This is a genomic window from Staphylococcus caprae (genome assembly GCF_002902725.1).
GTDB classification, from domain to species: domain Bacteria; phylum Bacillota; class Bacilli; order Staphylococcales; family Staphylococcaceae; genus Staphylococcus; species Staphylococcus caprae.
Map to the genome: position 1 here is coordinate 1 of NZ_PPRT01000025.1, position 22,250 is coordinate 22,250.

The window sequence follows — 22,250 nt, forward strand, 5'->3', positions numbered from 1 at the left end:
ACTAAGTCCATTACGGATTATTTAGAATTCACGACTAATATGTACATAAATGTATTCATATTACTATTAACTATATTACCTACTTTAGCATTTAAAAATATTTTTGATAATAAGAAGAAAAAATTAATGATTAGATCAACCGAAGTACAAGCCTATGCTTTTGTTTTGCCAAGTAAAAAATACATATTTCAGAACATATTCCTTTATACTTTTTTTATATACATGTTCATTATAAGTGTAGCAGGAGTATTAACATTAAAGCACACTAATATATTTTTGGTGGTTGGAATTATAATTACATTCATGGTGATTTTATTTCAAAATTTAGTGCTTTATGCACAAACAACTATTCACGGAAAAATAGGTAGAATTAAAATTAAAAAATAGGGCGGATTTTTATCTAAAATGAGGTCTATAAAATGAATGATTATAAGTCCTGGCTCTATTATATAAATAGAAGACCAATACATGTTGAAGGTAGTCTGATAGAAGGGTAAGTACGAGGGTTGTCTGAAGTAAGACAAACGACATGGTTAAATTGACCTCGTCATGATGATGGAACTCTTCACACCTCATACACATTTCACTGAAAGTTCTACAAACCTAACTCAATCATTACACCACATTATAAAAAGCCTGTTGTCACGAATGAATGAACACGTCACACTTCAAAGACGTTTCATCATCTATCTCGTGATGACAGGCTTTTCCTCTTATATCTTCATTAATCTCTCTTCTTGTTTAATACGTACGTATAAGAAATATGCATATGGAATTAATAATATCGTTGTATACGTAGCGTGTGTTAACAACAACACGCCGATTAACTCTGGAACGATATTTAAGAAGTAATTCGGGTGCTTCGTCACTTTATATAATCCAGATTTAATAATAGGATGATTTGGCAAAATAAATAATTTCAATGTCCAAATTCCGCCTAATGTTCTAATGACTACAAATAACATGATATATGCAAAAATTAATATCATTAAGCCAATGCCATTGACTAAGCTAAAAGTATCTTTATTCATCATTGCCTCTACGCCTGCACAAACATAGATGAATACATGAGTGATTGCTAGAAATTTTGAATTGTTAACGCCATATTCAACTGCACCGTCTACTTTTAATTGTTGCGAATGGTTAATGGATATCTTTAAACTGATGAGTCGGATACAGAAAAAGATAAATAATATAGTTAAAATCATGATGTCCTCCGTTTTTGTTATATATATAAACTTTGATAACATAAAGTATTTTATAGAGGAAACGCATGAAATACTATTAACTATTTATTAATTTTAGTAAACGTGTGCAGTAAAAGAAATATAATTTTATAAGATTTAATTTTGAAAAATGTGGTAGAAAGAATTATAAAGGAGGCAGATTGATTATGAAAATAGCTATTTACGGAGCAGGATCTCTTGGAACAATTATGTGTGCGTTCTTATCTGAATCAAACCCAGACGTTGATTTAATCGATGTGAATGAAGCACATGTCAATGAATTAAATAATAACGGTGCACATATCGTAGGCAAGGTAGATTATTCACAGAATGTAAAAGCTCTTACACCTAGTCAAATCAACGATAAATACGATATCGTTCTACTTTTAACTAAACAAGTCTTTAATAAAGATGTATTGCCAACAGTAAAAGAAATTCTCAAAGATGATGGTGTATTAGTTTCACTACAAAATGGTGTACCAGAGGAATTTATTCAACAAACAATTCCAAAAGAACAAATTGTAGCTGGATCAGTTGAATTCGGTGCAACGTTCGAAGGCCCTGGTAAATCCAAACTTACTACTGAATTTGAATCTTTCAAAGAAAATGCAATTCAAATTGGTGAATTAAACGGAGAAATCACTGAACGTATACAAAATATCCAAAAAGCACTTTCTCCTATTGGTGGTATTAGTATATCTGAAAATTTACCAGGTACTAAATGGGCTAAATTAATTATTAACAGTGCCTTTAGTGGTATGTCTGCAGCGACTGGAGGAACATATGGTGACGTTGTAGATAGTGATACAGGCGCTAAAGCAGCACTCTATGCAATTAATGAAGTGATTAATGTTGGTAAAAGTGCAGGAATTGAATTTGTAAGCTTAAGCGTACTAGATTATAAATATTTTGAAGAAATTACAAATGTTGAAAAACAAATTGATGAAATGAGAGAAATGATTAAACACTCTAGATCATTAGAAGCAAGTATGCTTCAAGATTTACAAAAACAACGTCCAACAGAAATCGATTATATTAACGGTATTGTTACAAAATTAGGCAAAGAAAATAACGTTAACACACCAGTTAACGATTTAATTGTAGAGATTGTTTCAGATGCCCAAAATCAAAAAACAGTACCTGATTTCAATGAAAGTATAGAAAAATTTAAATCAGTTGTAGAATAAAATTGGAATGATTCATTTAAAGGAGCATTTAAACAATGAAAAAAGAAGACGTTCAAAACGTTGCTTCAACACCAGTGAACTCACCTATTTACCCACTCACTGAAATATATTTCAGAGACCGCGAATATTTAAATATTGTATATGAAACTGATAAAGAAGCTTTAGAAAAGGTTGTTCCAGAACCCTTAAAAGTCATTGATAATAAAATTAAATTTGAGATTATTAGCATGCCTGACGCTACAGGTCTAGGTAGTTATATGGAAGCAGGTCAAGTTATTCCTGTTGAATATAACGGTGAACAAGGTGAATTTTATCTATCAATGTATGTAGATAATCAAGCAGCTATCGCATCAGGACGAGAAATTTCTGCTTTTCCAAAAAAATCGGGTGAACCTAATCTTTATGTAGACAACGATGTCATCGTAGGTACATTAGATTATCGTTCTCTAAGAGTAGCTCAAGCGACTATGGGATATGATTACTATAAAATGTAAGATCAAGAAGCAATTGATGCGATTACACAACCACAATTTATGTTAAAGCAATTCAGAGATTATGATACGACTTTAATTAAAAATGAATTAACACGTAGCCAAATTACAGATATTCACTTAAAACGTGCTTACAGAAGTCCAGCTAGATTACAATTATTCGAACATGTAATGGCACCACTGGCTGACTTCCCAGTTAGAAAAATTGTTGATGCACAACACATCATTGCGGATTTATCTTTAGGACAACCCGAACCCATCTATGATTATTTAAAAGACGAATAATCTAAGTTAGTATTAAAAACTTCTTATAAAAATAACTATATATAAGCTCTAAAAGTTAGGCGCGTTAATCCTACTTTTAGAGCTTATTTTTATACAATAAAACACCCCTGTTAACCGAGTGATTAACAGGGGATATTTGTGCGATTAAGTTTACAGTTATAAGTGATAACCATTTACTTCTTAACTTGCAATGGCGAATATTAAGACTCTACACTACTGTCCATTCTTGCTTCAAATTCATCAAGCAATGCACGTGCTTCGTCTACAGTTTCGGTGCTCATCAATTGATGACGTAGTTGGCTCGCGCCTTTAATACCGCGGACATAGATTTTAAAGAATCTGCGTAAAGCTTTGAATTGTTGAGTCTCTTCAGTAGAATGCTTTTCAAACAATGTTAAATGTAATCTAAACAAGTCTAATAACTCTTTGCTTGTATGTTCGCGTGGTTCCTTTTCAAAAGCAAAAGGATTATTGAAAATACCTCTCCCAATCATGACACCATCAATGCCATATTGAGTTGCAAGTTCCATACCTGTTTGTCTATCTGGAATATCACCATTAATTGTTAATAACGTATCTGGTGCAATCTCATCACGCAAGTTCTTGATTGCTTCGATTAATTCCCAGTGAGCATCTACTTTACTCATCTCTTTACGACTGCGGAGATGGATAGATAAGTTTGCAATGTCTTGTTCAAAGACATGTTTCAACCAATCCTTCCACTCGTCTATATCATAGTAACCAAGGCGTGTTTTAACACTTACTGGTAAACCGCCTTCCTTAGTGGCTTGAATAATTTCAGCTGCTCTTTCAGGACGAAGAATTAAGCCTGAACCTTTACCTTTTTTCGCAACATTCGCTACAGGACAGCCCATATTTAGATCAATGCCTTTAAAGCCCATCTTTGCTAAGCCAATACTCATTTCTCGGAATTGCTCTGGCTTGTCTCCCCATATATGAGCGACCATAGGCTGTTCATCTTCACTAAATGTTAAGCGTCCACGCACACTGTGTATACCTTCAGGGTGACAATAACTCTCAGTATTTGTAAATTCAGTGAAAAACACATCCGGTCTAGCTGCTTCGCTCACAACATGACGAAAGACGATATCTGTCACGTCTTCCATAGGAGCCAAAATGAAAAATGGACGTGGTAATTCACTCCAAAAATTTTCTTTCATAATATATTTAAACCTTCTTCATTATAAGTATCTCGAATTTTTACGCATGATGATATTACCACAAAAGATGAACTTATACAAAAGGAATTTTCCAGTTATAACCATGAAAGCGGGAGGTCTTCCAGTAGTCTAAAAGATTGTAATATTTAAGGTGATTTGCATAAAATTTATCTTAAGACTAGTTAATTCTTTCTCTATTACCACTATATTTAGTACGTTGACAAGCTAGGACTATAAATACAATTGCAAATGGAAAAGCGATTAAATTGCCAAAACTACTTACGTAATCACCAACCATGAACGGTTGAAAGAACCACTGTAAACCTATAGGTATAATTGCCCAATAGATTGACTGATTGGTGTCACGCATTCTTCTTGCACCAATTGATGTTAGAGGTAAATAAAAAATCGTTAATGCAAGTTGATCTATAAAACTGTCTTGAGCTGATAACAGGTATAAGAAGAGAAAAACTAAGACGCCTGTTAAAGCATTGAATAAGTAGAACCACCAAAACCCTCTACGTGATGTTATCCCTTTGTAATTAAAAATATGTTTCCAACCATCTATGAAAAGTTCGAAAGGATTTTTCTTACTATGTTGATTGTTAGTTTGAAAATCTTTATTAGAATTCGAGTTTAACTTTTCTATGTTATGTCCACAATTAGAACAAAATCTAGAATCTCCTTCTATTTTAGTACCACAATTAGAACAATACATTTTATTCATCTCTTTTCATTTTATTTATCAGTTCTCTTTTTTATTGCTAACTTGATTCTTGTTAGAACTATGAGCATTTGTATGAGTATTAAATAGCGTATCTCTTGCAAAACTTACTACAAATAATACTAGTCCAATAAATACTAATTATAGAATTGCAATTAATAGAATATTAATAGCTGTTTTCATTGTTTATCCCCTTTACTGTAATAGTTTGAATTTCAGTAAGCTCATTTTATACAATTTTTATAGTTTTATCCACTACATTTTTTGGGTTTTATTAATGAATTAATTTTTATACTAGCTCTTAATGAACGCTTATAAAATGTCATTGATTATAAATATGATTAATGATAAAACACTCTTTCATAATAATTTCCAACTCGATTTTAAACTGTAAAAAACTTTATTAATATCATGCTGTTTATATTGTGCCAAACTCATTTATACATTATAGTGAAAATACATATAAAAATTATACCTATGTTTTAAGAAAGTGGGGAAATACATAGTGAATAAAGGGGATATATTGGGAAGATTCACTCGTATCATCGTTGCATTGTTAATGGTGATTGGTTTATCTGCGTTATTTCAAAACAATGAAGCGGGTGCCGCAACTAAAGGGAATGTTGTAAAGGTGAAAGGGACGCTTAAACAACAAGTAGATATTCAACACGATCATCATGTAGCTAAAACTAAAAGTAATATTCAACCGACACAAGTCCTTCATAATAGTAATTATCGTACGCCAAAGACTAAATCAACTTCAACACAATATGTAAAACACACACACTCATCTTCGAATCATGTGGTACCAAATAATAGTCAGAAATATCGTATTGTCAATCGTAAGGGCACGTCATTTTCAAGACAAACTGCGAAACCTCAGCATCGAACAATAGTTCATCACAAAGTAACACCAGGCACTGTTAAATCTCAAAAGAAAACGAAGGTCGTTCATCCAGCACATAAACATCCACAATGGTTATCGCAAGCAACAAAGACGAGAAAGGTTTCGTCATCTTCAAAAGTCTCAAAATCCAAGACATCACGAACTTCAAAGACAGCGACAAAATCTAAAGCCACAACGTCTAAAACTTCAAAATCAAAAGTCACAAAAGCTAAACCTGTAAAACCGAGCGTTAAAACTTCAGTTAGAACTGCGACTTCACAATCTCAAAAAAATTACTACAATAAGCCACCTAAACGTTGGCCATCCAATGTACCAGGCGGTGACAACGTGCGTGATTTCGGGCAAACGACGAAAGAATCAGGCCTTGATGACGCTTTGAAAATCATGAAGAAGTCTGGCAATAAAGGTGTTTCAATTGAACATACTAAGGCGAAAGACGCTAATATCGGGATGGTATTTAACTGGAATCCAACAGCCAAACAATTAACTTACGGTACGGGAACAGCAATTGGCAGACATACAATTTTAACTGCTAATCATGTAGTCAATGATCAACGTGCACATAAACCTTTAACACCTTCACAGCCACAGAATATGAGAATTAGCTTGCTACAAGAAGGTTCTAAAGTTGGGCGTTCGCTTGAAGTATTCGGCGTTCAAATGCTGCAATATGGTGATGTCGCATTAGTTTACACATATGAAGACATTTCAAAATATATGAAAATACGTAAAATCGCATCAGAAACTACCATTAAATCAATGAAAGCCAACACGCCTATCCATATGTATCACTATGGTACGCCGAGCGGAAAATATAAAAACGATCCAGCTGGCACAATGTACCATTCCAAAGGTAAATATTCGATGACAGCACGTAATGTCAATCCTATTGGTTACTATCAAATGATGGCTGAACCTGGTTCGTCTGGTGGGGCAGTCTTAAATAGTAAAAATGAAATTGTCGGTGTCCATGCGTTCAGAGTAAATTCAGGAGAGTATAAGACGTATCATTTAAACACTATGGCAGAAATCAGAGGGAAGTTACGTAAAGAAATTATTGATAATATTTTATAGGGTTGATTGAGCACGAATTGAAAATATGAAGTAATTTAAGTTTGGACCTTCAAAGGAGTATAAACTCTAAATTAGAACTCGGCTAGGCAACGTTGTGTTGCTTAGCTTTTTTCATATTTAGCTTGTAAATTCATATAAGTGTATTTATTATATCCTGTAACTTAATCATTGCTATACTAGGGTAACGATATAAACGAAGGAGGTACTATATGTTTCTTGCATGGAATGAGATTAAACGTAATAAGCTTAAGTTTGGTCTAATCATCGGTATTTTAGTTCTCATTAGTTATTTATTATTTTTACTTTCAGGCTTAGCTAATGGCTTAATCAATATGAACACAGAAGGAATTAAGAAGTGGAAGGCGGACGCCATTGTTTTAAATAAAGATGCAAATAAAACCGTTCAACAATCTATTTTCAAGACGTCTAAAGTAGGAGATCAGTTTAAAGAGACGTCATCATTGAAGCAGATGGGCGTGATCGCCTCCAATGGTAGTCATGAAGAGAATGCATTACTCTTTGGTGTTAAATCAGATTCATTTTTAATTCCGAAAATCACTAAAGGCAAAAAGTTCACTAAAGATAATGAGGTTGTGATTGATCAGACACTTAAGGATAAAGGCTTTAAAGTAGGAGATGAGATTAAATTGTCTCAGTCTGATGAAAAGTTACATATCGTAGGTGTCTCAGAAAGTGCTAAATATAATGCTTCGCCAGTCATTTTCACTAATAATAAAACAATACAAAAAATTAATCCGGCTCTAACATCAGAGAAAACAAATGCGGTGGTTGTACGAGATAAACATTGGAAAGATAAAAAAGTGAATAACGACCTTGAAGTCATAGGTATAAATAAGTTTATTGAAGACCTCCCTGGATATAAACCACAAAATTTAACAATGAACTTTATGATTACATTCTTATTTGTGATTTCAGCAACAGTGATTGGCGTCTTCTTGTATGTCATTACATTGCAGAAGAAGAACTTATTTGGCGTATTGAAAGCGCAAGGATTTACCAATGGTTTCTTGATGAAGATGGTTTTAGCACAAACATTTATCCTTGCATTGATTGGTACTTTGATAGGTTTAGTACTTACATTACTCACAAGTTTAATTTTACCAGAGGCAGTGCCGGTACAATTTAATATGATGACGCTGATTCTGTTTGGAATAGTCTTGATACTGACTTCTCTCGTTGGCAGTTTATTCTCAGTGGCATCTATTAGAAAGATTGACCCACTTAAAGCAATAGAATAAGGAGGTGCGACAATGTTGAAATTTGATAAAGTATCGAAAGAATTTAAAGACGGAAATCAAATGATTGAAGCAGTTAAATCGACATCTTTAACCTTTGATAAAGGCGAATTAGTAGCTATTGTAGGACCTTCAGGTTCTGGGAAAAGTACATTCCTTACAATGGCTGGAGCACTACAGACGCCAACACACGGAGAAATACATATTAATGATAATAAAATTTCACAATTGAGTCAGAAGCAACTAGCTAAAATGAGAATGCAAGAAATTGGCTTTATTTTACAATCCACGAACTTAGTACCTTTTCTAACTATAAAGCAACAATTTCATTTATTGAAAAAATATAAAAAAGACGTGTTAAGTACTGAAGAATTCGATAAATTATTAAACGATTTGGGTTTGAAAGCAATTGAGAATAAACTACCTTCTGAAGTATCAGGAGGTCAAAAGCAACGTGTCGCAATTGCTAAGGCAATTTATACGAAACCTTCTATTATATTAGCCGATGAACCGACAGCTTCATTGGATACTGATAATGCAATGGCAGTGATGGAAATTTTAAAAGAACAGTCTAAGCAACGTCATAAAACCTGTATTATCGTGACACACGATGAACGGTTAACACAATTTTGCGATAAGACATATCATATGCAAGATGGTTACTTAAAAGAACAGTAACTCAACTTCGGAATATAAATTAATTTTGATTTAGGTAAAACGGTAATTTCTAGCTATTTTAATGTAGAAATTATCGTTTTTTCTTAAAAATAAACAGATGCAGACTTCTAAATTGACTTTATAACTAACTTGTAACTATAATAGTTACATGAGGTGAGATATTTGAAAATTAGTAGTCGATTTACTGTGGCTGTTCACATATTATCTCTAGTTCACATCGAGCGTAATCAAACACTCACTTCCGCGTATATTGCGGGCAGTGTAAACACAAATTCAGTTGTAATCAGAAGATTGATTAGTAAACTAAAACAAGCAGGTTTCCTTGAAACACACCAAGGAAGTGGTGGAATCCAATTATTGAAACCACTCACAGACATTACATTACTTGATGTCTATAGAGCAGTAGAGGTCGTCGAAGAGGGCGAACTCTTCCAAATGCATGAGGATACGAATATCAATTGTGTTGTAGGTGCGAATATTCAAAGCGTACTAGAAATAGTGTTACTTCGAGCACAAGATGCGATGGAAACAGTGTTAGCCAATGTCACTATGGATGATATTGTGTCAGGCATTGTACAACAAAACGGATAAAATCTATCCGTTATACCCAACATGTAACTAATTAAGTTACATGTAGAGCGCAGAGATATAGGTGGAAACTAAGTTAGAATCGAAGACACCCTTCAAATAGAATCATAACAATCACTCTAAAAAAGAAAAAAGTGGAGGAATTAAGCATGAAAATCGGTATTATTGGAGCAACAGGTAAAGTAGGAAATAAAGTATTACAAGAAGCAACACAACGTGGTCATGAAATAACTGCCATCGTTAGAAATGCAGCTAAATTAGATCATCAAGTTGTGAAAGTGATAGAGAAAGACATCTTCCATCTCACAGTTGATGATATTAAAGATCTTGATGTAGTCGTTAATGCATTCGGTGCACCACTAGGCGAAGAAGATGCACATGTTGAAGCAGGTCACGCTTTAATTAACCTATTAAAAGACGTAGATACTAGAGCGATTATTGTCGGTGGTGCTGGTAGTCTATTCGTAGATGATGCACAAACGACACGTTTAATTGATACACCAGAATTCCCAGATATGTTTAAACCAACAGCTGCAGGCCAAGGCCGTAACCTTCAAGAACTTAAAGACACAGAAGGAATCACTTGGACATTTGTAAGTCCGTCAGCAGAGTTTGATCCAGAAGGTCAACGTACAGGCACGTATACATCAGGTAAAGATCAATTACTAGTTAATAGCCAAGGTAACAGTTATATCAGCTATGCAGACTATGCGATTGCAATTGTTGATGAAGCTGAAAATGCAGACCACGTTAACGAACGATTCACAGTTGTTGGGGAACAAGAATAATCAATTTAATAAATAAAGACATGTAAAACTAACTTTATACAATACTAAGTCACAGAATGATGTTAATTCTAACTCATTGTGTGGCTTTTTTGTTTTTAAAGTAAGTTTGTGTGTTGGGTTCGATAGTTCGAAATTAGCCAACGTGTATACTTAATTTTTATAAAACATTAATATTTTCTTTATACTAGTGACAAATTTCATATTTTAAATATGAACATATTAATAAATTTAATGTAAATTTACATATAAAAATTGAATTTACTCTTTTTTGGAATTATAATGAAAGCGGTTGCTACCCTATAACATCAGGAGGAATTATATATGGAAAATATTTTATTCAACGGATATAGTCGCTACACAACATCAAATCATATTCAACGAAGCGCATTAGAAGAAAGAGATTTAGGTGATGGTCGCACATCATCCATCTCAGCTTCCGTGTCTTACACAGTTACTTGGAGTGCCGCATAACGCAGTTCATGATCAATAATATTGTAATTTAAATTATCAAGATTATAGGGTAGTAACTTTTAAATATGAAAAAAGAAATGACTACATGAGATATTGGAATCTCATAATAGTATCAATGATTACATAAAAACAATCATACCATACCCATTTTAAAATAAATAACCGAGACTTACATGAAAGGAGTATGAAGATGTCGATGCTAAAGGATAAGGAAGGTCGTAATATCATTAGTCTTGAAGAAGATGGAACAACGCAATATTTACATAAAGTAATTAAAGGCCCTAAAAGTGATGCGCTCAGAAGGTATCATAATTGCTTGAAATGGGAGGACTTACGCACAAACGATATTCGATTGAATTCTCCTAAGTTGATTGGCTATGAAGAGAACGATTTATCACTAAAATATCAATGGATTGAGAATGCTACATCATTAGAAGATGAATTAGAACAGCCGTCTCCAAATTTTAAAAATAAAATTGCAGAAGCTGCAGATATGTTAGTGACATTACATTTAGCTGATATTACTGATTTGAATATAGATTCAGAAAATGAATTACCCCAACGCGAATCGTTATTTTATGCACTAAATAAATATGAATATGCCGGATGTACAGGTGCAGAATTAGAGTTATTTCGTCTATTGCAACAAGATTTACAATTTATGAAAACGATAATGAAGGAATCTCATGATAATGACGTTTGTATTTGTCATGGTGATATACGGTTGGATCAGTTTATATATTCGGATGATAAGCTTTGGATTATAGATTTTGAAGAATTACGCAAAGGTGATCCAACTAGAGATTTAGCTGGTTTAATAGGTTCAATTTATTTTGATTGTTTATTAAAGACTTTTACCGAAACGACTCAAGACACTTCAAATGCCAAAGAGATAGAAGATCAATTTATAGAACGAGGTGTCAATTATATTGAGGAAATGCGACCGTTAATTCAATTAGCTTATCAAACCTATGTATCTAAAAAAGCGATTAATATAATACATTTTTCTAAAAATATAGGGTGGTTTCTCGTAGAAAGAATCATGAGTAGAGCTAAATTTTCATTTCGTTTAACTGCCATAGATAAAGCAATACTCGGAATAGGCAGAGAAATCATAGTGTTTCCAGAAAATCTAATAGAGCTATTTGAATAAAATAGGAGGCCTTACTATGTCAGAAAAAGTAAATACGTTAGAAGATTTAGCGCTGAAAATAGAATTAGAAACGGATTTGAACAGAGTTAAAATAGATAATGAAACATATGATGACGCGCTTGAAAATCAAAAAAGTAAATTGAAACAGTGGCTTTATTCAATGCTACATACTGGAAATTTAAATAATCAAGTCAAACAAACAACAAAAACATTTAATGATTTGAACCAACAAATAGTAAGTCGTATTAAAGACCCAGGTATTAGGGTAGAGACGAGCACTCAGAGTTTCAACGGTCACACTTATCATGTCATTCAAGGACTTCGAATCAATGAAGAAGTAAATGAAGATAATAGCCTTGTTATACCTTGTTCTAGACCTAATTTGACTCCTGGATTTTTCATGTTTGTACATACAAACAATGGTTTACATATGAATAAGATTACACGTCATTATATTTATTCAGACACGCCCCAATATGCGATAGAGCTATGGAGTCAATGTGTCAATGAGTTGGTTGAAAAGAATGTAAGCTTTTCCGCTAAAGTTTTGTCATCTTCTGATAGTTATCCAAGAAATGATGCACTTGTTTTTTACAGTAGTGAAGATAAAGAAAAAGTTGAAAAAGTATTAATTGAACATATTGAAAACTCTCCTATAAAGATTCAAAAAGGTTCTCAACTTGCTAGCCAATTAAGATATAACCTTTACACAGCTGAGGAACCTATTCAAATCAATGGTATCCAACAAAGCTTTGGTGAACATCGTTGTAGTGCCATAGCAGATGCCATTCAGGATTACTTTAATACAGGTGCAGCCTTCCAATTGTTACTGAAACAAAGATTGATTGCGAATCAGATAGATATTAATGATTTATCTAAAAATGCCGTGCAGTGAACTTAAATGTGGGATGAGCGATTCGCTTATCATAAATTGTTTCATTCATTTGTGTGTAAATCTTCGGCGCTTGAGGCAGATGGAGCACATGCAAATGGTCTTATTTTAAAAAGCGTGTGTTTCATATTGAACAATGCTCTAACCAAATTATGACTTATATTGACAGGAGTGATTCAACTTATGAAAGTATTGGCTTTAATTAATACAAATTTAGTATCAGAAAATGATGTAACCATGTTGTCTGATGTAAATATTGCAGGAACACCCATTCATTGTGGTTTGATTGAACTAGAACGACCAAGTTTCAAAGAATATGAGCTAGAGAACGAACATTTCGTGTTAGTAAAAGTTGATGCGTTTTCTTGTAATTACAGAGATAAAGCCATTATTTTAAAAGCTGCATTAAACATGCAAGAAGACGTGAACTTTCAAGCTCCGCCATTTGCTTATTTTGGTTCAGACTTTGTAGGGACCATTGTTGCTAAAGGGTCTTCAGTAGAACAATTTGAAATTGGACAACGTGTGATACCCAATTGTGCGTATCCGGATCCTCCTTTTCCTGGTGTGGCACCTGGAGCAGTAACAAATGAAGCTTCAAGAGGATGGCTCAGGTTACATAAGTCAAAGCTTATTAAAATACCTGATCATATGGATAACGCTGTGGCAGCAGGCTTTTCAATAGGTGGTCAAACATCAACAAGCATGGTAAGACGTGTAAATCTCAAACCCAATGAACGCGCGCTAGTACTAAGCGGCCGCTCTAATACGTCTATGTTCATTATTAACAACCTAACCAGAATGGGAATAGATACGACCGTATTAAGCACATCTGAATGGACGCCCGAAGAACAAGAACTCATTAAGCCAGCTAAATTGTGTCACATAGATAGAAATGTGCATAAGTGGGAAGAAGCGGGTTTGGGCAAATTTGATGTTGTATTTGATCCTTATTTTGATTTGCATTTAGAAAAAGCAGTGAATCAAATGGAAACAGGAGGACGTTACATCACATGCGGTTATAAGAATCAGCATCCCGATTTTTCCGAATATGAAGATGAAAATGCCCCCAATCATCTTAAAAATATAATGTTAAAAGTAATGCTTAATAATCTGTCATTAATCGGTAACTGCATTGGAACGTGGGAAGATTTGGAAAACGCCATTTTAGACTATGATGAAAATGAATTTATCGTACCCATCGATAGAAGCTATTCAATTGAAGAAGGCAGTGAGTTTGTTAACCGTACCTATAACACGAGAGGTCGTTTAGGCAAAGCGATAATGCTATATGAGGAAGAGTCTAAAGTGGTTAATTAATGCCCTTTATTACGGTATTGAGAGATTGCCTTTAGAAATGATTACCGTCATTAAGGAACTAGAAGATGAGTTTTAGAAATGCTTACTAATAAATCATGAAACAATTTAAGAGTAAAAATAATTGAGGAACCACGTAGTTATACAAAAAGATGACTATGTGGTTCTTACACTATATAAACACAACAATAATATGCAAAAATAAATTAAATTGAATGGGTATGTATTGTTTGATAATATAAAAGAGAAATTTGTATTATAACTCAATATTTATATGAAGATACCATGATTTTAGAAAAAAATTCAAAAACAGAGAGATGTGAAAATGTGAAACATTCGAAACAGTTACTTTTATGCGTAAGTTTTTTAATAATAACGATTTTTATTGGAGGATGTGGATTTATGAATAAAGACGATAACAAAGAAGCACAAATCAAAAAAAGTTTTAATAAAATGTTAAGTATGTATCCGACTAAAAACCTAGAAGATTTTTACGATAAAGAGGGCTATCGTGATGAAGAGTTTGATAAAGATGACAAAGGAACATGGATTATTAGGTCTGAAATGACAAAACAGCCAAAAGGTAAGATTATGACTTCAAAAGGTATGGTGTTACATATGAATAGAAATACTAGAAGTACAAATGGCTATTACGTTATTAGGAAAATATCTGAAGATAATAAAAGTAAAACTGATGATGAAGAAAAAAAATATCCTATAAAGATGGTGAATAATAAGATAATTCCAACTAAAAAAATTAATGACACTAAATTGAAGAATGAAATAGAAAACTTTAAGTTCTTTGTACAATACGGAAGTTTTAAAAATTTAGATGATTATAAAGACGGTGATATTGCATACAACCCTAATGCACCAAATTATTCCGCACAATATCATTTAAGTAATGATGATTATAATATTAAACAATTAAGAAAAAGATATGATATTAAAACGAAAAAAACTCCCAGATTATTAATGAGAGGTGCTGGTGATCCAAAAGGCTCATCTGTAGGTTATAAAAATCTTGAATTTACATTTGTTGAGAATAATGATGAAAATATTTATTTTACCGATAGTATTAATTTTAATCCAAGCAAGGGTGAATAATTGTGAAACAACTTGACTATCAAATAAAATCAAAAAATATTAATGACAAAACAGAAGAAACAAGCGCAGTATCTATGATTAGTTATGAAATAGAAAATGCAAATAATAATGGCCTGAAAAAAGGTAAAATTAGACAACAAGTTGATGGATTAAAATCAGATAATAAATTTCCTAACAATCTTAAATACATTGATAGTTATACTGATTCGAAAACTGGCACTACAACAACAGCCTTTTTAAATAAAGATACAGGTAAACTTACTGTTGGTATGACAGGAACTAATTTTCATGGTAAACAACTAAAGAGGATAGGTGCTAGCTTAGTTAATCCACAGGTCAAAGCATCTAAGCAAGATTATAAGGATGCAGCCGAGACGCTAAAAGATCTTAGTGCAGATGCAAATATTGGATTGCGTTCAATAACCAATAAAGATGCTCAATTTAAAGGTACGCAACAATTCATAAAAAAATTGCAAAAGGATTATGATATAGATATAATCACAGGTCATTCTTTAGGAGGTAGAGATGCTATAATTATAGGCACAAGTAATGGTATTAAGAAAATTGTTGTCTATAATCCAGCTCCATTGGCGGTAAAAGAAACCCGCATATTAAAAACACCTCTATCACTCTTATTAAGTAGCTATTTTGATAAAAAATTAAGTAGCGATTTTGATACGAAAAATGATGCTGATGTAGACGAATTGTTGAAAAAATATGATGGGAATATTCTTAGAATTGTTTCAGATAAAGATTGGTTGGATGGAAATGTTAAACATTTGGATTATGTATCAGCTGGGGATGAGTTGATTCTAAAGAATGGTAAAAGTCATTCGATGGATGGTTTTTTGTCGACAGATGAACAAAAAGTAATAAAAAAAGTGCTTAAAAAATTAGAAAAATATGAAGAGGCGAATGATAAAACATATATAAATGCGAAAAAGCAAACTAAAAATAAACTAGGAAAAGTTGATGAAGTTAGAGCCAATCTACTCCAAGCAAGTGGAGGTGCCTTATCTTCTTCCCAACAAAAGTTATTAGAATGTTTAACTGCACTTTCAATAGCTGAGGGCTTAAATCAATTAGTTGAAGAAGAATTCCAACGTTTGAAAAAAATGTACCATGAGATGGATAAGAAATTTGAAAAAAACTGGGAAGAAGCTCAAGAATCTGGAAATGAGATAGGAAAACATCTTTCTGGTGATGAAGTATTAAGCGCTTTAGATGCTGGAAATGTTAATGAATATAAACTTGTTACCACGCCTCAAAATAAAATTTCTATTAAATTAAGCCAATTATCAAACGTTTCCTTACAATATAGTATGTATGTATCTAAAATTAAAAATAGTATTAATGAAATAGTGAATAAAGACCAAATGTTAGCAAGTCAAATAGGGAGCTTGATGTGATGTTTTCAAATTATAAGAAGATAGAAGACCTGGAAGATGCCTATGACGCAGAAAAAAAGAAAATTGATATCGAATTACAAAACCTTAATGAACAAAGATTTCAATTAAAAAGAGAAAATGATCAAAGTTACGAAGCGTTCTTATATTTAAAAAGTAAAATGAATTATAGTGATGATTCTAATACTAGAATGATGAATATTATTGAGGAATGTGATCAAGAAATAAATGATCATATTAATCATAGAGAGAGAAAGTTGGAAAATTATAAAGATGAAGTAAGAAAAGAATATTTAAAGCAATCTGAAAAGATAATGGAGGCTGATTAAAATATGTTAATGCCGAATCCTGTCTTAGGTGATGAAGTTACAGATAAATTAAAAAAGGAAATGGAGAAAAAGAAAATTACAGGTGTAATTGCTCCAGAGCATTTTAAAAGGCACCATGATCATGAAAATGAGATGAAGGCTGAAGAAAAAGCACTGATAACACAAACAATGAGCCATTGCCACGCTTTCAGCAAAAATTTTAAAGGCTCAGCTAAAGGCGATTGGGTAGATAGTGCAATGTCTGAATTGGATAAAATAAGTAATAATTTAAAGAATATTATGGACTAATGAATTTAGAAGCGTATCAAAGTGATGCGCTTTTTTTACACTGTGCATTTTTGTAAAAGTATAAATAAAGTAAAATCAGAAAGATGTGAGCCAATGCATTATCTAAAGAAAGTAACTATATACATAAGTTTATTAGTTTTGATAATTTTAGTCAGTGGATGTGGAAATGGTAAAGAAGCTGAAATTAAAAAAAGTTTTAAAAAAACGTTAAGCATGTATCCAACTAAAAATCTAGAAGATTTTTACGATAAAGAGGGCTATCGTGATGAAGAATTTAATAAAGGTGATAAAGGGATGTGGATTATTAATTCTGAAATGAATATACAAAAAAGGGGAAAAGCGCTGGAATCAAGGGGAATGGTTTTATATATGGATAGAAATACAAGAAGCACTCACGGCTATTTTATTCATACGAAAATAAAAGATACAGGTAAAGTCAAAACAGATAACAGTAAAAAGAAATATCCAGTAAAGCTAGAAAACAATAAAATAATTCCAACAAAACAAATTAAAGATGAAAAGTTAAAAAGAGAAATAGAGAATTTTAAATTCTTTGTGCAATATGGCAATTTTAAAAACTTAAAAGATTATAAGAATGGAGATGTATCTTACAATCCTGAAGTTCCCAGCTACTCAGCTCAATATCAACTAAACAATGATGATTATAATGTAAAACAACTAAGAAAAAGATACGATATTCCCACAAATCAAGCCCCTAAATTATTATTGAAAGGCGACGGCGACTTAAAAGGTTCTTCTATAGGATATAAAGATATTGAATTTATCTTTGTAGAAAATAAAGAAGAAAATATTTATTTCACTGATAGCTTGAATTTCAATCCGAGTAAGGATAAGAAATGACCAATATAACTATTGAATAAAATTCCAAAGTTTAAGAAAGATGTGAGATGATGCACTATCTAAAGAAAGTAACTATATTCATAAGTTTATTAGTTTTAATAATTATGGTCAGTAGTTGTGGAGACAATAAAAAAGCTGAAATTGAAAAAAGCTTTAATAAAACGTTAAGTATGTATCCGGCTAAAAATCTAGAGGATTTTTATGATAAAGAGGGCTACCGTGATGAAGAGTTTGATAAAGATGATAAAGGGACTTGGATAGTGCATTCTGAAATGACTATTGAACCCAAAGGAAAGAATATGGAATCCAGAGGAATGGTTCTGCGTATAAATCGTAATACTAGAACAACAAAAGGTTATTTTTTAATTAGTGAGATAACAGAAGACAAAAAAGGCTATGCGCATAATAAAGACAAAAAATATCCTGTCAAAATGGAACATAATCAAATTATTCCAACGAAGCCTATACCTAATAACAAATTAAAAAAAGAAATAAAAAACTTCAAATTTTTTGTACAATATGCCAACTTTAAAGATATTAAAGATTATAAAAATGTCGATATTTCATACAATCCTAATGTGCCAAGTTATTCCGCAAAGTATCAATTGAATAATAATGACTATAACGTTAAACAATTAAGAAAGAGATATAAAATCCCAACCAAACAAGCACCAAAACTATTATTGAAAAGTGATGGGGATTTAAAAGGATCATCCGTAGGTCATAGAGACTTAGAATTTACCTTTGTAGAAAATAAACAAGAGAATATCTTTTATACGGATAGCTTGAATTTCAAACCGAGTAAGTAGAATTAAAATTTAAATTTACTATTAACAAAGTAAATTTAAAAACAGAAAGATGTGAGCAAATGCAAAATATGAAGAAAACATATTTATACATAAGTCTAATAATTTTAATTTGTTTGGTCAGTGGTTGTGGAGATAGTAAAGAAGCTGAAATTAAAAAAAGTTTTAATAAAACGTTAAGTATGTATCCTATTAAAAACTTAGAAGATTTATATGATAAGCAAGGCTATCGAGATGAAGAATTTGATAAAGACGATAAAGGAACATGGGTAATAACGTCTAGTATCAATATCCAACAAAAAGGGGAGGGGTTAAAAACTAGACGAATGGTTTTATTTATGAATCGAAATACAAGAACGTCCAAAGGTAAATTCATGATAACTGAAGTAAAAGAAAAAAGTGATATAGGATTTCACACTCGAATGAAAGAATATCCAGTCAAATTGATTGATAATAAAATCATTCCAACTAAACAAATAAAAGCTGAAAAATTAAAAAAAGAAATAGAAAACTTTAAGTTTTTCTCACAATATGGAAATTTTAAAGATTTAAAAGATTATAAAGATGGCGAGGTATCATATAATCCCAATGCCCCTAATTATTCTGCTAAATATCAACTTAGCAACAATGATTTGAATGTTAAAAAACTAAGAAAAAGATATGATATCCCTACGAAACAAGCACCAAAATTATTATTAAAAGGTTCTGATGATTTAAAAGGCTCATCCATAGGTTCTAAAAATATTGAATTTACCTTTGTAGAGAAAAAAGGAGAAAACATTTATTTTACTGATGATGTTGAATTTGCCCCGAGTGAGAATAAGTAATGATTGAATAAAATTTCAAAAATTAAGAAAGACGTGAGCCAATGCATTATCTAAAGAAAGTAACTATATACATAAGTTTATTAGTTTTGATAATTTTGGTCAGTGGTTGTGGCGATAGCAAGGAAACTGAAATCAAACAAGACTTTAATAAAATGTTAAGCGTATATCCGACTAAAAATCTAGAAGATTTTTACGATAAAGAAGGTTTTCGAGATGGAGAATTTGATAAAGACGATAAAGGAACTTGGATAGTTCATTCTGAAATGACTATTGAACCAAAAGGAAAGAATATGGAAACCAAAGGAATGGTTTTGTATATCAATCGTAATACTAGAACAACCAAAGGGTACTATTTTATAAGTGAAACAACAGATGACAGTAAAGGTAGACCAAAAGATGATGAAAAGAAATATCCTGTAAAAATGAAACACAATAAAATTATTCCAACGAAGCCAATACCTAATGACAAACTAAAAAAAGAAATAGAAAACTTCAAATTTTTTGTACAATATGCCAACTTTAAAGATATTAATGATTATAAAAACGGAGATATTTCATACAATCCTAATGTACCTAGTTATTCCGCGAAGTACCAACTGAATAATAATGACTATAACGTGAAACAATTAAGAAAAAGATATGATATTCCAACCAACCAAGCACCTCAATTATTGTTAAAAGGGGACGGCGACTTAAAAGGCTCATCTGCGGGTTCTAAAAGTTTAGAATTTACTTTTGTAGAAAATAAAGAAGAGAATATCTTTTTTTCAGATGCTGTACAATTTACCCCAAGTGAGAACAAGTAATGATTGAATAAAATTTCAAAAAAATAAGAAAGATGTGAGATGGTGCGAAATCTAAAGAAAGTAACTATATACATAAGTTTATTAGTTTTAATAATTTTGGTCAGTGGATGTGGAGATAGTAAAGAAGCCGAAATCAAACAAAACTTTAATAAAACGTTAAGCATGTACCCTATTAAAAACTTAGAAGATTTATATGATAAGCAAGGCTATCGAGATCAAGAATTTGATAAAAGTGATAAAGGTATGTGGATTATAAATTCTGAAATGACTATTGAGCCTAAAGGAAAGAATATGGAATCCAGAGGAATGGTTCTCTATATCAATCGGAATACTAGAACAACTAAAGGTAATTTTATTATTAGAGAAATTACAGAGGATAGGAAAGGATATTCACACAGTAAAGAGAAAAAATATCCAGTGAAAATGATTGATAATAAAATTATTCCAACGAAGCCAATACGTAATGACAAACTAAAAAAAGAAATAGAAAGCTTTAAATTTTTCTCACAATATGGAAATTTCAAAGATATTAAAGACTATAAAAATGGCGATATTTCATATAATCCCAATGTCCCCAGCTATTCAGCTAAATATCAACTCAGTAATAATGACTATAACGTTAAACAATTAAGAAAGAGATATGATATTCCAACTAACCAAGCTCCTAAATTGTTATTAAAAGGGGATGGGGACTTAAAAGGATCATCCGTTGGTACTAAAGATATTGAATTCACATTTGTAGAGAATAAAGAAGAAAATATCTTCTTTACTGACAGTGTGGAATATATGCCAAGCAAGTAAGAAAGACTCAAAAAATTATCATTCTTAATCATAAAAAATAGAACTGATGAGATTTGTACGCTCATGAGTTCTATTTTAGGTCAGCAACTTTATTTCCATCATCACCCTAAATGTTGCATTTGATATCCGATTCTCGGGTGGGTGATGATCAGTTTTTTATCCATACCATCAATGTTTTCACTATAATTTAATTTCTTACGTAACGACGCCATGTGCACACGTAATGAAGCCATTTCGCACTTATTGACGTATCCGAACAATGATTTTAATAAAATCTGATAAGTTAACACTTTCCCAACGTGACGACTTAAGATTTCCAACAATTGAAATTCATTAGGGGTCAAATGAATAGACTGTCCCATGATATAAACAGACTTGCCGTTGAAATCAATCGTCAACGGACCATTTTCAAAGTTATTCTGCTCTGTATCAATCTTTCTCGAGACGCGTAGCGCAACTCTAATACGTGCTTGTAATTCATCAATATTAAAGGGCTTAGTCATATAATCATTTGCACCACAATCTAATGCTTTCACAATGGTTTCTTCTTCTGTGCGTGCACTAATGACAATAATAGGCGTATCAACGCATTCTCTAAGCTGCTGAATTAAAGATAATCCATCGATGTCAGGTAAGCCGAGATCAAGTAAAATAATATCTGGATGCTCTGTTCTGATGCGGAATTCCGCTTCTCTGCCATTTTTAGCTTTAATGACTTTATAATAATTCATTGTTAATGCAACATCGATTAAATGTAAAATCGCTTCATCATCTTCAACGACTAAAAGTGTAGATTTCATA

At 32.1% G+C, this 22,250-nt stretch carries 24 protein-coding genes and 1 pseudogene; 21 read left to right on the forward strand and 4 right to left on the reverse strand.

The window, feature by feature from the left end; all coding sequences use genetic code 11:
- The coding region (locus tag CD155_RS04925) for a DUF443 family protein (protein ID WP_103212693.1) at positions 1-387 on the forward strand (387 nt) is incomplete at its 5' end.
- Between the two features lie 326 nt (positions 388-713).
- Here CD155_RS04925 and CD155_RS04930 read toward each other — a convergent pair.
- Positions 714-1,208 (reverse strand): isoprenylcysteine carboxyl methyltransferase family protein, encoded by a 495-nt coding sequence (locus CD155_RS04930; protein ID WP_037541776.1) that lies wholly within the window; start codon positions 1,206-1,208, stop codon positions 714-716.
- A gap of 185 nt (positions 1,209-1,393) precedes the next feature.
- Between CD155_RS04930 and CD155_RS04935 the strand changes: the two genes are divergently transcribed.
- Both CD155_RS04935 and CD155_RS04940 read left to right on the forward strand, forming a co-directional pair.
- Positions 1,394-2,413: a ketopantoate reductase family protein gene (locus tag CD155_RS04935; protein ID WP_103212694.1), complete on the forward strand. Its 1,020-nt coding sequence runs from the start codon at positions 1,394-1,396 to the stop codon at positions 2,411-2,413.
- 35 nt (positions 2,414-2,448) lie between these two features.
- Positions 2,449-3,189, forward strand: a pseudogene (locus tag CD155_RS04940) (acetoacetate decarboxylase).
- 200 nt (positions 3,190-3,389) lie between these two features.
- Here the strand turns inward: CD155_RS04940 and CD155_RS04945 are convergent.
- Positions 3,390-4,370, reverse strand: coding sequence for a tRNA dihydrouridine synthase (locus CD155_RS04945; RefSeq protein WP_103212695.1), 981 nt, complete (start codon positions 4,368-4,370; stop codon positions 3,390-3,392).
- 178 nt (positions 4,371-4,548) lie between these two features.
- Positions 4,549-5,088 carry a DUF805 domain-containing protein gene (locus tag CD155_RS04950; protein WP_258026334.1) on the reverse strand — a complete coding sequence of 180 codons (540 nt, stop codon included), beginning with the start codon at positions 5,086-5,088 and terminating at the stop codon, positions 4,549-4,551.
- A gap of 565 nt (positions 5,089-5,653) precedes the next feature.
- On the opposite strand from CD155_RS04950, the gene CD155_RS04955 reads away from it, so the two are divergent.
- The 18 genes from CD155_RS04955 to CD155_RS05035 all read left to right on the forward strand — a co-directional run bounded on the left by CD155_RS04955 (position 5,654) and on the right by CD155_RS05035 (position 21,449).
- Positions 5,654-7,075 (forward strand): trypsin-like serine peptidase, encoded by a 1,422-nt coding sequence (locus CD155_RS04955; RefSeq protein WP_256605085.1) that lies wholly within the window; start codon positions 5,654-5,656, stop codon positions 7,073-7,075.
- Positions 7,076-7,284: 209 nt separating this feature from the next.
- The gene (locus CD155_RS04960) at positions 7,285-8,334 is read left to right on the forward strand and encodes an ABC transporter permease (RefSeq protein ID WP_103212697.1); all 1,050 of its coding nucleotides are present in this window, start codon (positions 7,285-7,287) and stop codon (positions 8,332-8,334) included.
- A 12-nt stretch (positions 8,335-8,346) separates the two neighbouring features.
- On the forward strand, positions 8,347-9,009 hold the full coding sequence (locus tag CD155_RS04965) for an ABC transporter ATP-binding protein (RefSeq protein WP_103212698.1): 663 nt from the start codon (positions 8,347-8,349) through the stop codon (positions 9,007-9,009).
- Positions 9,010-9,171: 162 nt separating this feature from the next.
- Positions 9,172-9,600 carry an Rrf2 family transcriptional regulator gene (locus CD155_RS04970; protein WP_002444971.1) on the forward strand — a complete coding sequence of 143 codons (429 nt, stop codon included), beginning with the start codon at positions 9,172-9,174 and terminating at the stop codon, positions 9,598-9,600.
- Positions 9,601-9,746: 146 nt separating this feature from the next.
- Entirely contained in the window at positions 9,747-10,385 is a 639-nt protein-coding gene (locus CD155_RS04975; protein ID WP_103212699.1) for an NAD(P)-dependent oxidoreductase, read from the forward strand.
- Between the two features lie 321 nt (positions 10,386-10,706).
- Entirely contained in the window at positions 10,707-10,856 is a 150-nt protein-coding gene (locus CD155_RS12935; RefSeq protein ID WP_002444967.1) for a hypothetical protein, read from the forward strand.
- A gap of 190 nt (positions 10,857-11,046) precedes the next feature.
- Positions 11,047-12,009 (forward strand): phosphotransferase, encoded by a 963-nt coding sequence (locus CD155_RS04980; protein WP_256605017.1) that lies wholly within the window; start codon positions 11,047-11,049, stop codon positions 12,007-12,009.
- A gap of 16 nt (positions 12,010-12,025) precedes the next feature.
- The gene (locus CD155_RS04985) at positions 12,026-12,904 is read left to right on the forward strand and encodes a T3SS effector HopA1 family protein (RefSeq protein WP_103212700.1); all 879 of its coding nucleotides are present in this window, start codon (positions 12,026-12,028) and stop codon (positions 12,902-12,904) included.
- A gap of 180 nt (positions 12,905-13,084) precedes the next feature.
- Positions 13,085-14,221: a quinone oxidoreductase family protein gene (locus CD155_RS04990; RefSeq protein WP_103212701.1), complete on the forward strand. Its 1,137-nt coding sequence runs from the start codon at positions 13,085-13,087 to the stop codon at positions 14,219-14,221.
- Between the two features lie 324 nt (positions 14,222-14,545).
- Complete coding sequence (locus tag CD155_RS04995; protein WP_103212714.1) at positions 14,546-15,325, forward strand: tandem-type lipoprotein; 780 nt, start codon at positions 14,546-14,548, stop codon at positions 15,323-15,325.
- Between the two features lie 2 nt (positions 15,326-15,327).
- Positions 15,328-16,734, forward strand: a complete 1,407-nt coding sequence (locus CD155_RS05000) for a hypothetical protein (RefSeq protein WP_103212702.1) — start codon at positions 15,328-15,330, stop codon at positions 16,732-16,734.
- Positions 16,734-17,060: a hypothetical protein gene (locus CD155_RS05005; RefSeq protein ID WP_103212703.1), complete on the forward strand. Its 327-nt coding sequence runs from the start codon at positions 16,734-16,736 to the stop codon at positions 17,058-17,060. Before CD155_RS05000 ends, CD155_RS05005 begins: the two co-directional genes overlap by 1 nt.
- Before the next feature lie 3 nt (positions 17,061-17,063).
- Positions 17,064-17,348 carry a hypothetical protein gene (locus tag CD155_RS05010; RefSeq protein ID WP_103212704.1) on the forward strand — a complete coding sequence of 95 codons (285 nt, stop codon included), beginning with the start codon at positions 17,064-17,066 and terminating at the stop codon, positions 17,346-17,348.
- 93 nt (positions 17,349-17,441) lie between these two features.
- Positions 17,442-18,209: a tandem-type lipoprotein gene (locus tag CD155_RS05015; protein ID WP_103212705.1), complete on the forward strand. Its 768-nt coding sequence runs from the start codon at positions 17,442-17,444 to the stop codon at positions 18,207-18,209.
- A gap of 50 nt (positions 18,210-18,259) precedes the next feature.
- A complete protein-coding gene (locus CD155_RS05020) occupies positions 18,260-19,018 on the forward strand; it encodes a tandem-type lipoprotein (protein WP_103212706.1) in 759 nt (252 codons plus the stop codon).
- A gap of 59 nt (positions 19,019-19,077) precedes the next feature.
- On the forward strand, positions 19,078-19,842 hold the full coding sequence (locus tag CD155_RS05025) for a tandem-type lipoprotein (RefSeq protein ID WP_103212707.1): 765 nt from the start codon (positions 19,078-19,080) through the stop codon (positions 19,840-19,842).
- A gap of 41 nt (positions 19,843-19,883) precedes the next feature.
- Positions 19,884-20,648 carry a tandem-type lipoprotein gene (locus CD155_RS05030; protein WP_103212708.1) on the forward strand — a complete coding sequence of 255 codons (765 nt, stop codon included), beginning with the start codon at positions 19,884-19,886 and terminating at the stop codon, positions 20,646-20,648.
- Between the two features lie 39 nt (positions 20,649-20,687).
- Positions 20,688-21,449, forward strand: a complete 762-nt coding sequence (locus CD155_RS05035) for a tandem-type lipoprotein (protein ID WP_172605794.1) — start codon at positions 20,688-20,690, stop codon at positions 21,447-21,449.
- Between the two features lie 101 nt (positions 21,450-21,550).
- On the opposite strand, the gene CD155_RS05040 is transcribed toward CD155_RS05035, so the two are convergent.
- Entirely contained in the window at positions 21,551-22,249 is a 699-nt protein-coding gene (locus tag CD155_RS05040; RefSeq protein WP_002444920.1) for a response regulator transcription factor, read from the reverse strand.
- Position 22,250 lies beyond the last annotated feature (1 nt).

What these genes read in the sequence shown, in the direction of transcription:
- CD155_RS04930 (WP_037541776.1), bottom strand. Translation starts at nt 1,208, where the DNA reads ATGATTTTAACTATATTATTTATCTTTTTCTGTATCCGACTCATCAGT.
- CD155_RS04935 (WP_103212694.1), top strand. Translation starts at nt 1,394, where the DNA reads ATGAAAATAGCTATTTACGGAGCAGGATCTCTTGGAACAATTATGTGT.
- CD155_RS04945 (WP_103212695.1), bottom strand. Translation starts at nt 4,370, where the DNA reads ATGAAAGAAAATTTTTGGAGTGAATTACCACGTCCATTTTTCATTTTG.
- CD155_RS04950 (WP_258026334.1), bottom strand. Translation starts at nt 5,088, where the DNA reads ATGTATTGTTCTAATTGTGGTACTAAAATAGAAGGAGATTCTAGATTT.
- CD155_RS04955 (WP_256605085.1), top strand. Translation starts at nt 5,654, where the DNA reads ATGGTGATTGGTTTATCTGCGTTATTTCAAAACAATGAAGCGGGTGCC.
- CD155_RS04960 (WP_103212697.1), top strand. Translation starts at nt 7,285, where the DNA reads ATGTTTCTTGCATGGAATGAGATTAAACGTAATAAGCTTAAGTTTGGT.
- CD155_RS04965 (WP_103212698.1), top strand. Translation starts at nt 8,347, where the DNA reads ATGTTGAAATTTGATAAAGTATCGAAAGAATTTAAAGACGGAAATCAA.
- CD155_RS04975 (WP_103212699.1), top strand. Translation starts at nt 9,747, where the DNA reads ATGAAAATCGGTATTATTGGAGCAACAGGTAAAGTAGGAAATAAAGTA.
- CD155_RS12935 (WP_002444967.1), top strand. Translation starts at nt 10,707, where the DNA reads ATGGAAAATATTTTATTCAACGGATATAGTCGCTACACAACATCAAAT.
- CD155_RS04980 (WP_256605017.1), top strand. Translation starts at nt 11,047, where the DNA reads ATGTCGATGCTAAAGGATAAGGAAGGTCGTAATATCATTAGTCTTGAA.
- CD155_RS04985 (WP_103212700.1), top strand. Translation starts at nt 12,026, where the DNA reads ATGTCAGAAAAAGTAAATACGTTAGAAGATTTAGCGCTGAAAATAGAA.
- CD155_RS04990 (WP_103212701.1), top strand. Translation starts at nt 13,085, where the DNA reads ATGAAAGTATTGGCTTTAATTAATACAAATTTAGTATCAGAAAATGAT.
- CD155_RS05005 (WP_103212703.1), top strand. Translation starts at nt 16,734, where the DNA reads ATGTTTTCAAATTATAAGAAGATAGAAGACCTGGAAGATGCCTATGAC.
- CD155_RS05010 (WP_103212704.1), top strand. Translation starts at nt 17,064, where the DNA reads ATGTTAATGCCGAATCCTGTCTTAGGTGATGAAGTTACAGATAAATTA.
- CD155_RS05015 (WP_103212705.1), top strand. Translation starts at nt 17,442, where the DNA reads ATGCATTATCTAAAGAAAGTAACTATATACATAAGTTTATTAGTTTTG.
- CD155_RS05020 (WP_103212706.1), top strand. Translation starts at nt 18,260, where the DNA reads ATGCACTATCTAAAGAAAGTAACTATATTCATAAGTTTATTAGTTTTA.
- CD155_RS05025 (WP_103212707.1), top strand. Translation starts at nt 19,078, where the DNA reads ATGCAAAATATGAAGAAAACATATTTATACATAAGTCTAATAATTTTA.
- CD155_RS05030 (WP_103212708.1), top strand. Translation starts at nt 19,884, where the DNA reads ATGCATTATCTAAAGAAAGTAACTATATACATAAGTTTATTAGTTTTG.
- CD155_RS05035 (WP_172605794.1), top strand. Translation starts at nt 20,688, where the DNA reads ATGGTGCGAAATCTAAAGAAAGTAACTATATACATAAGTTTATTAGTT.
- CD155_RS05040 (WP_002444920.1), bottom strand. Translation starts at nt 22,249, where the DNA reads ATGAAATCTACACTTTTAGTCGTTGAAGATGATGAAGCGATTTTACAT.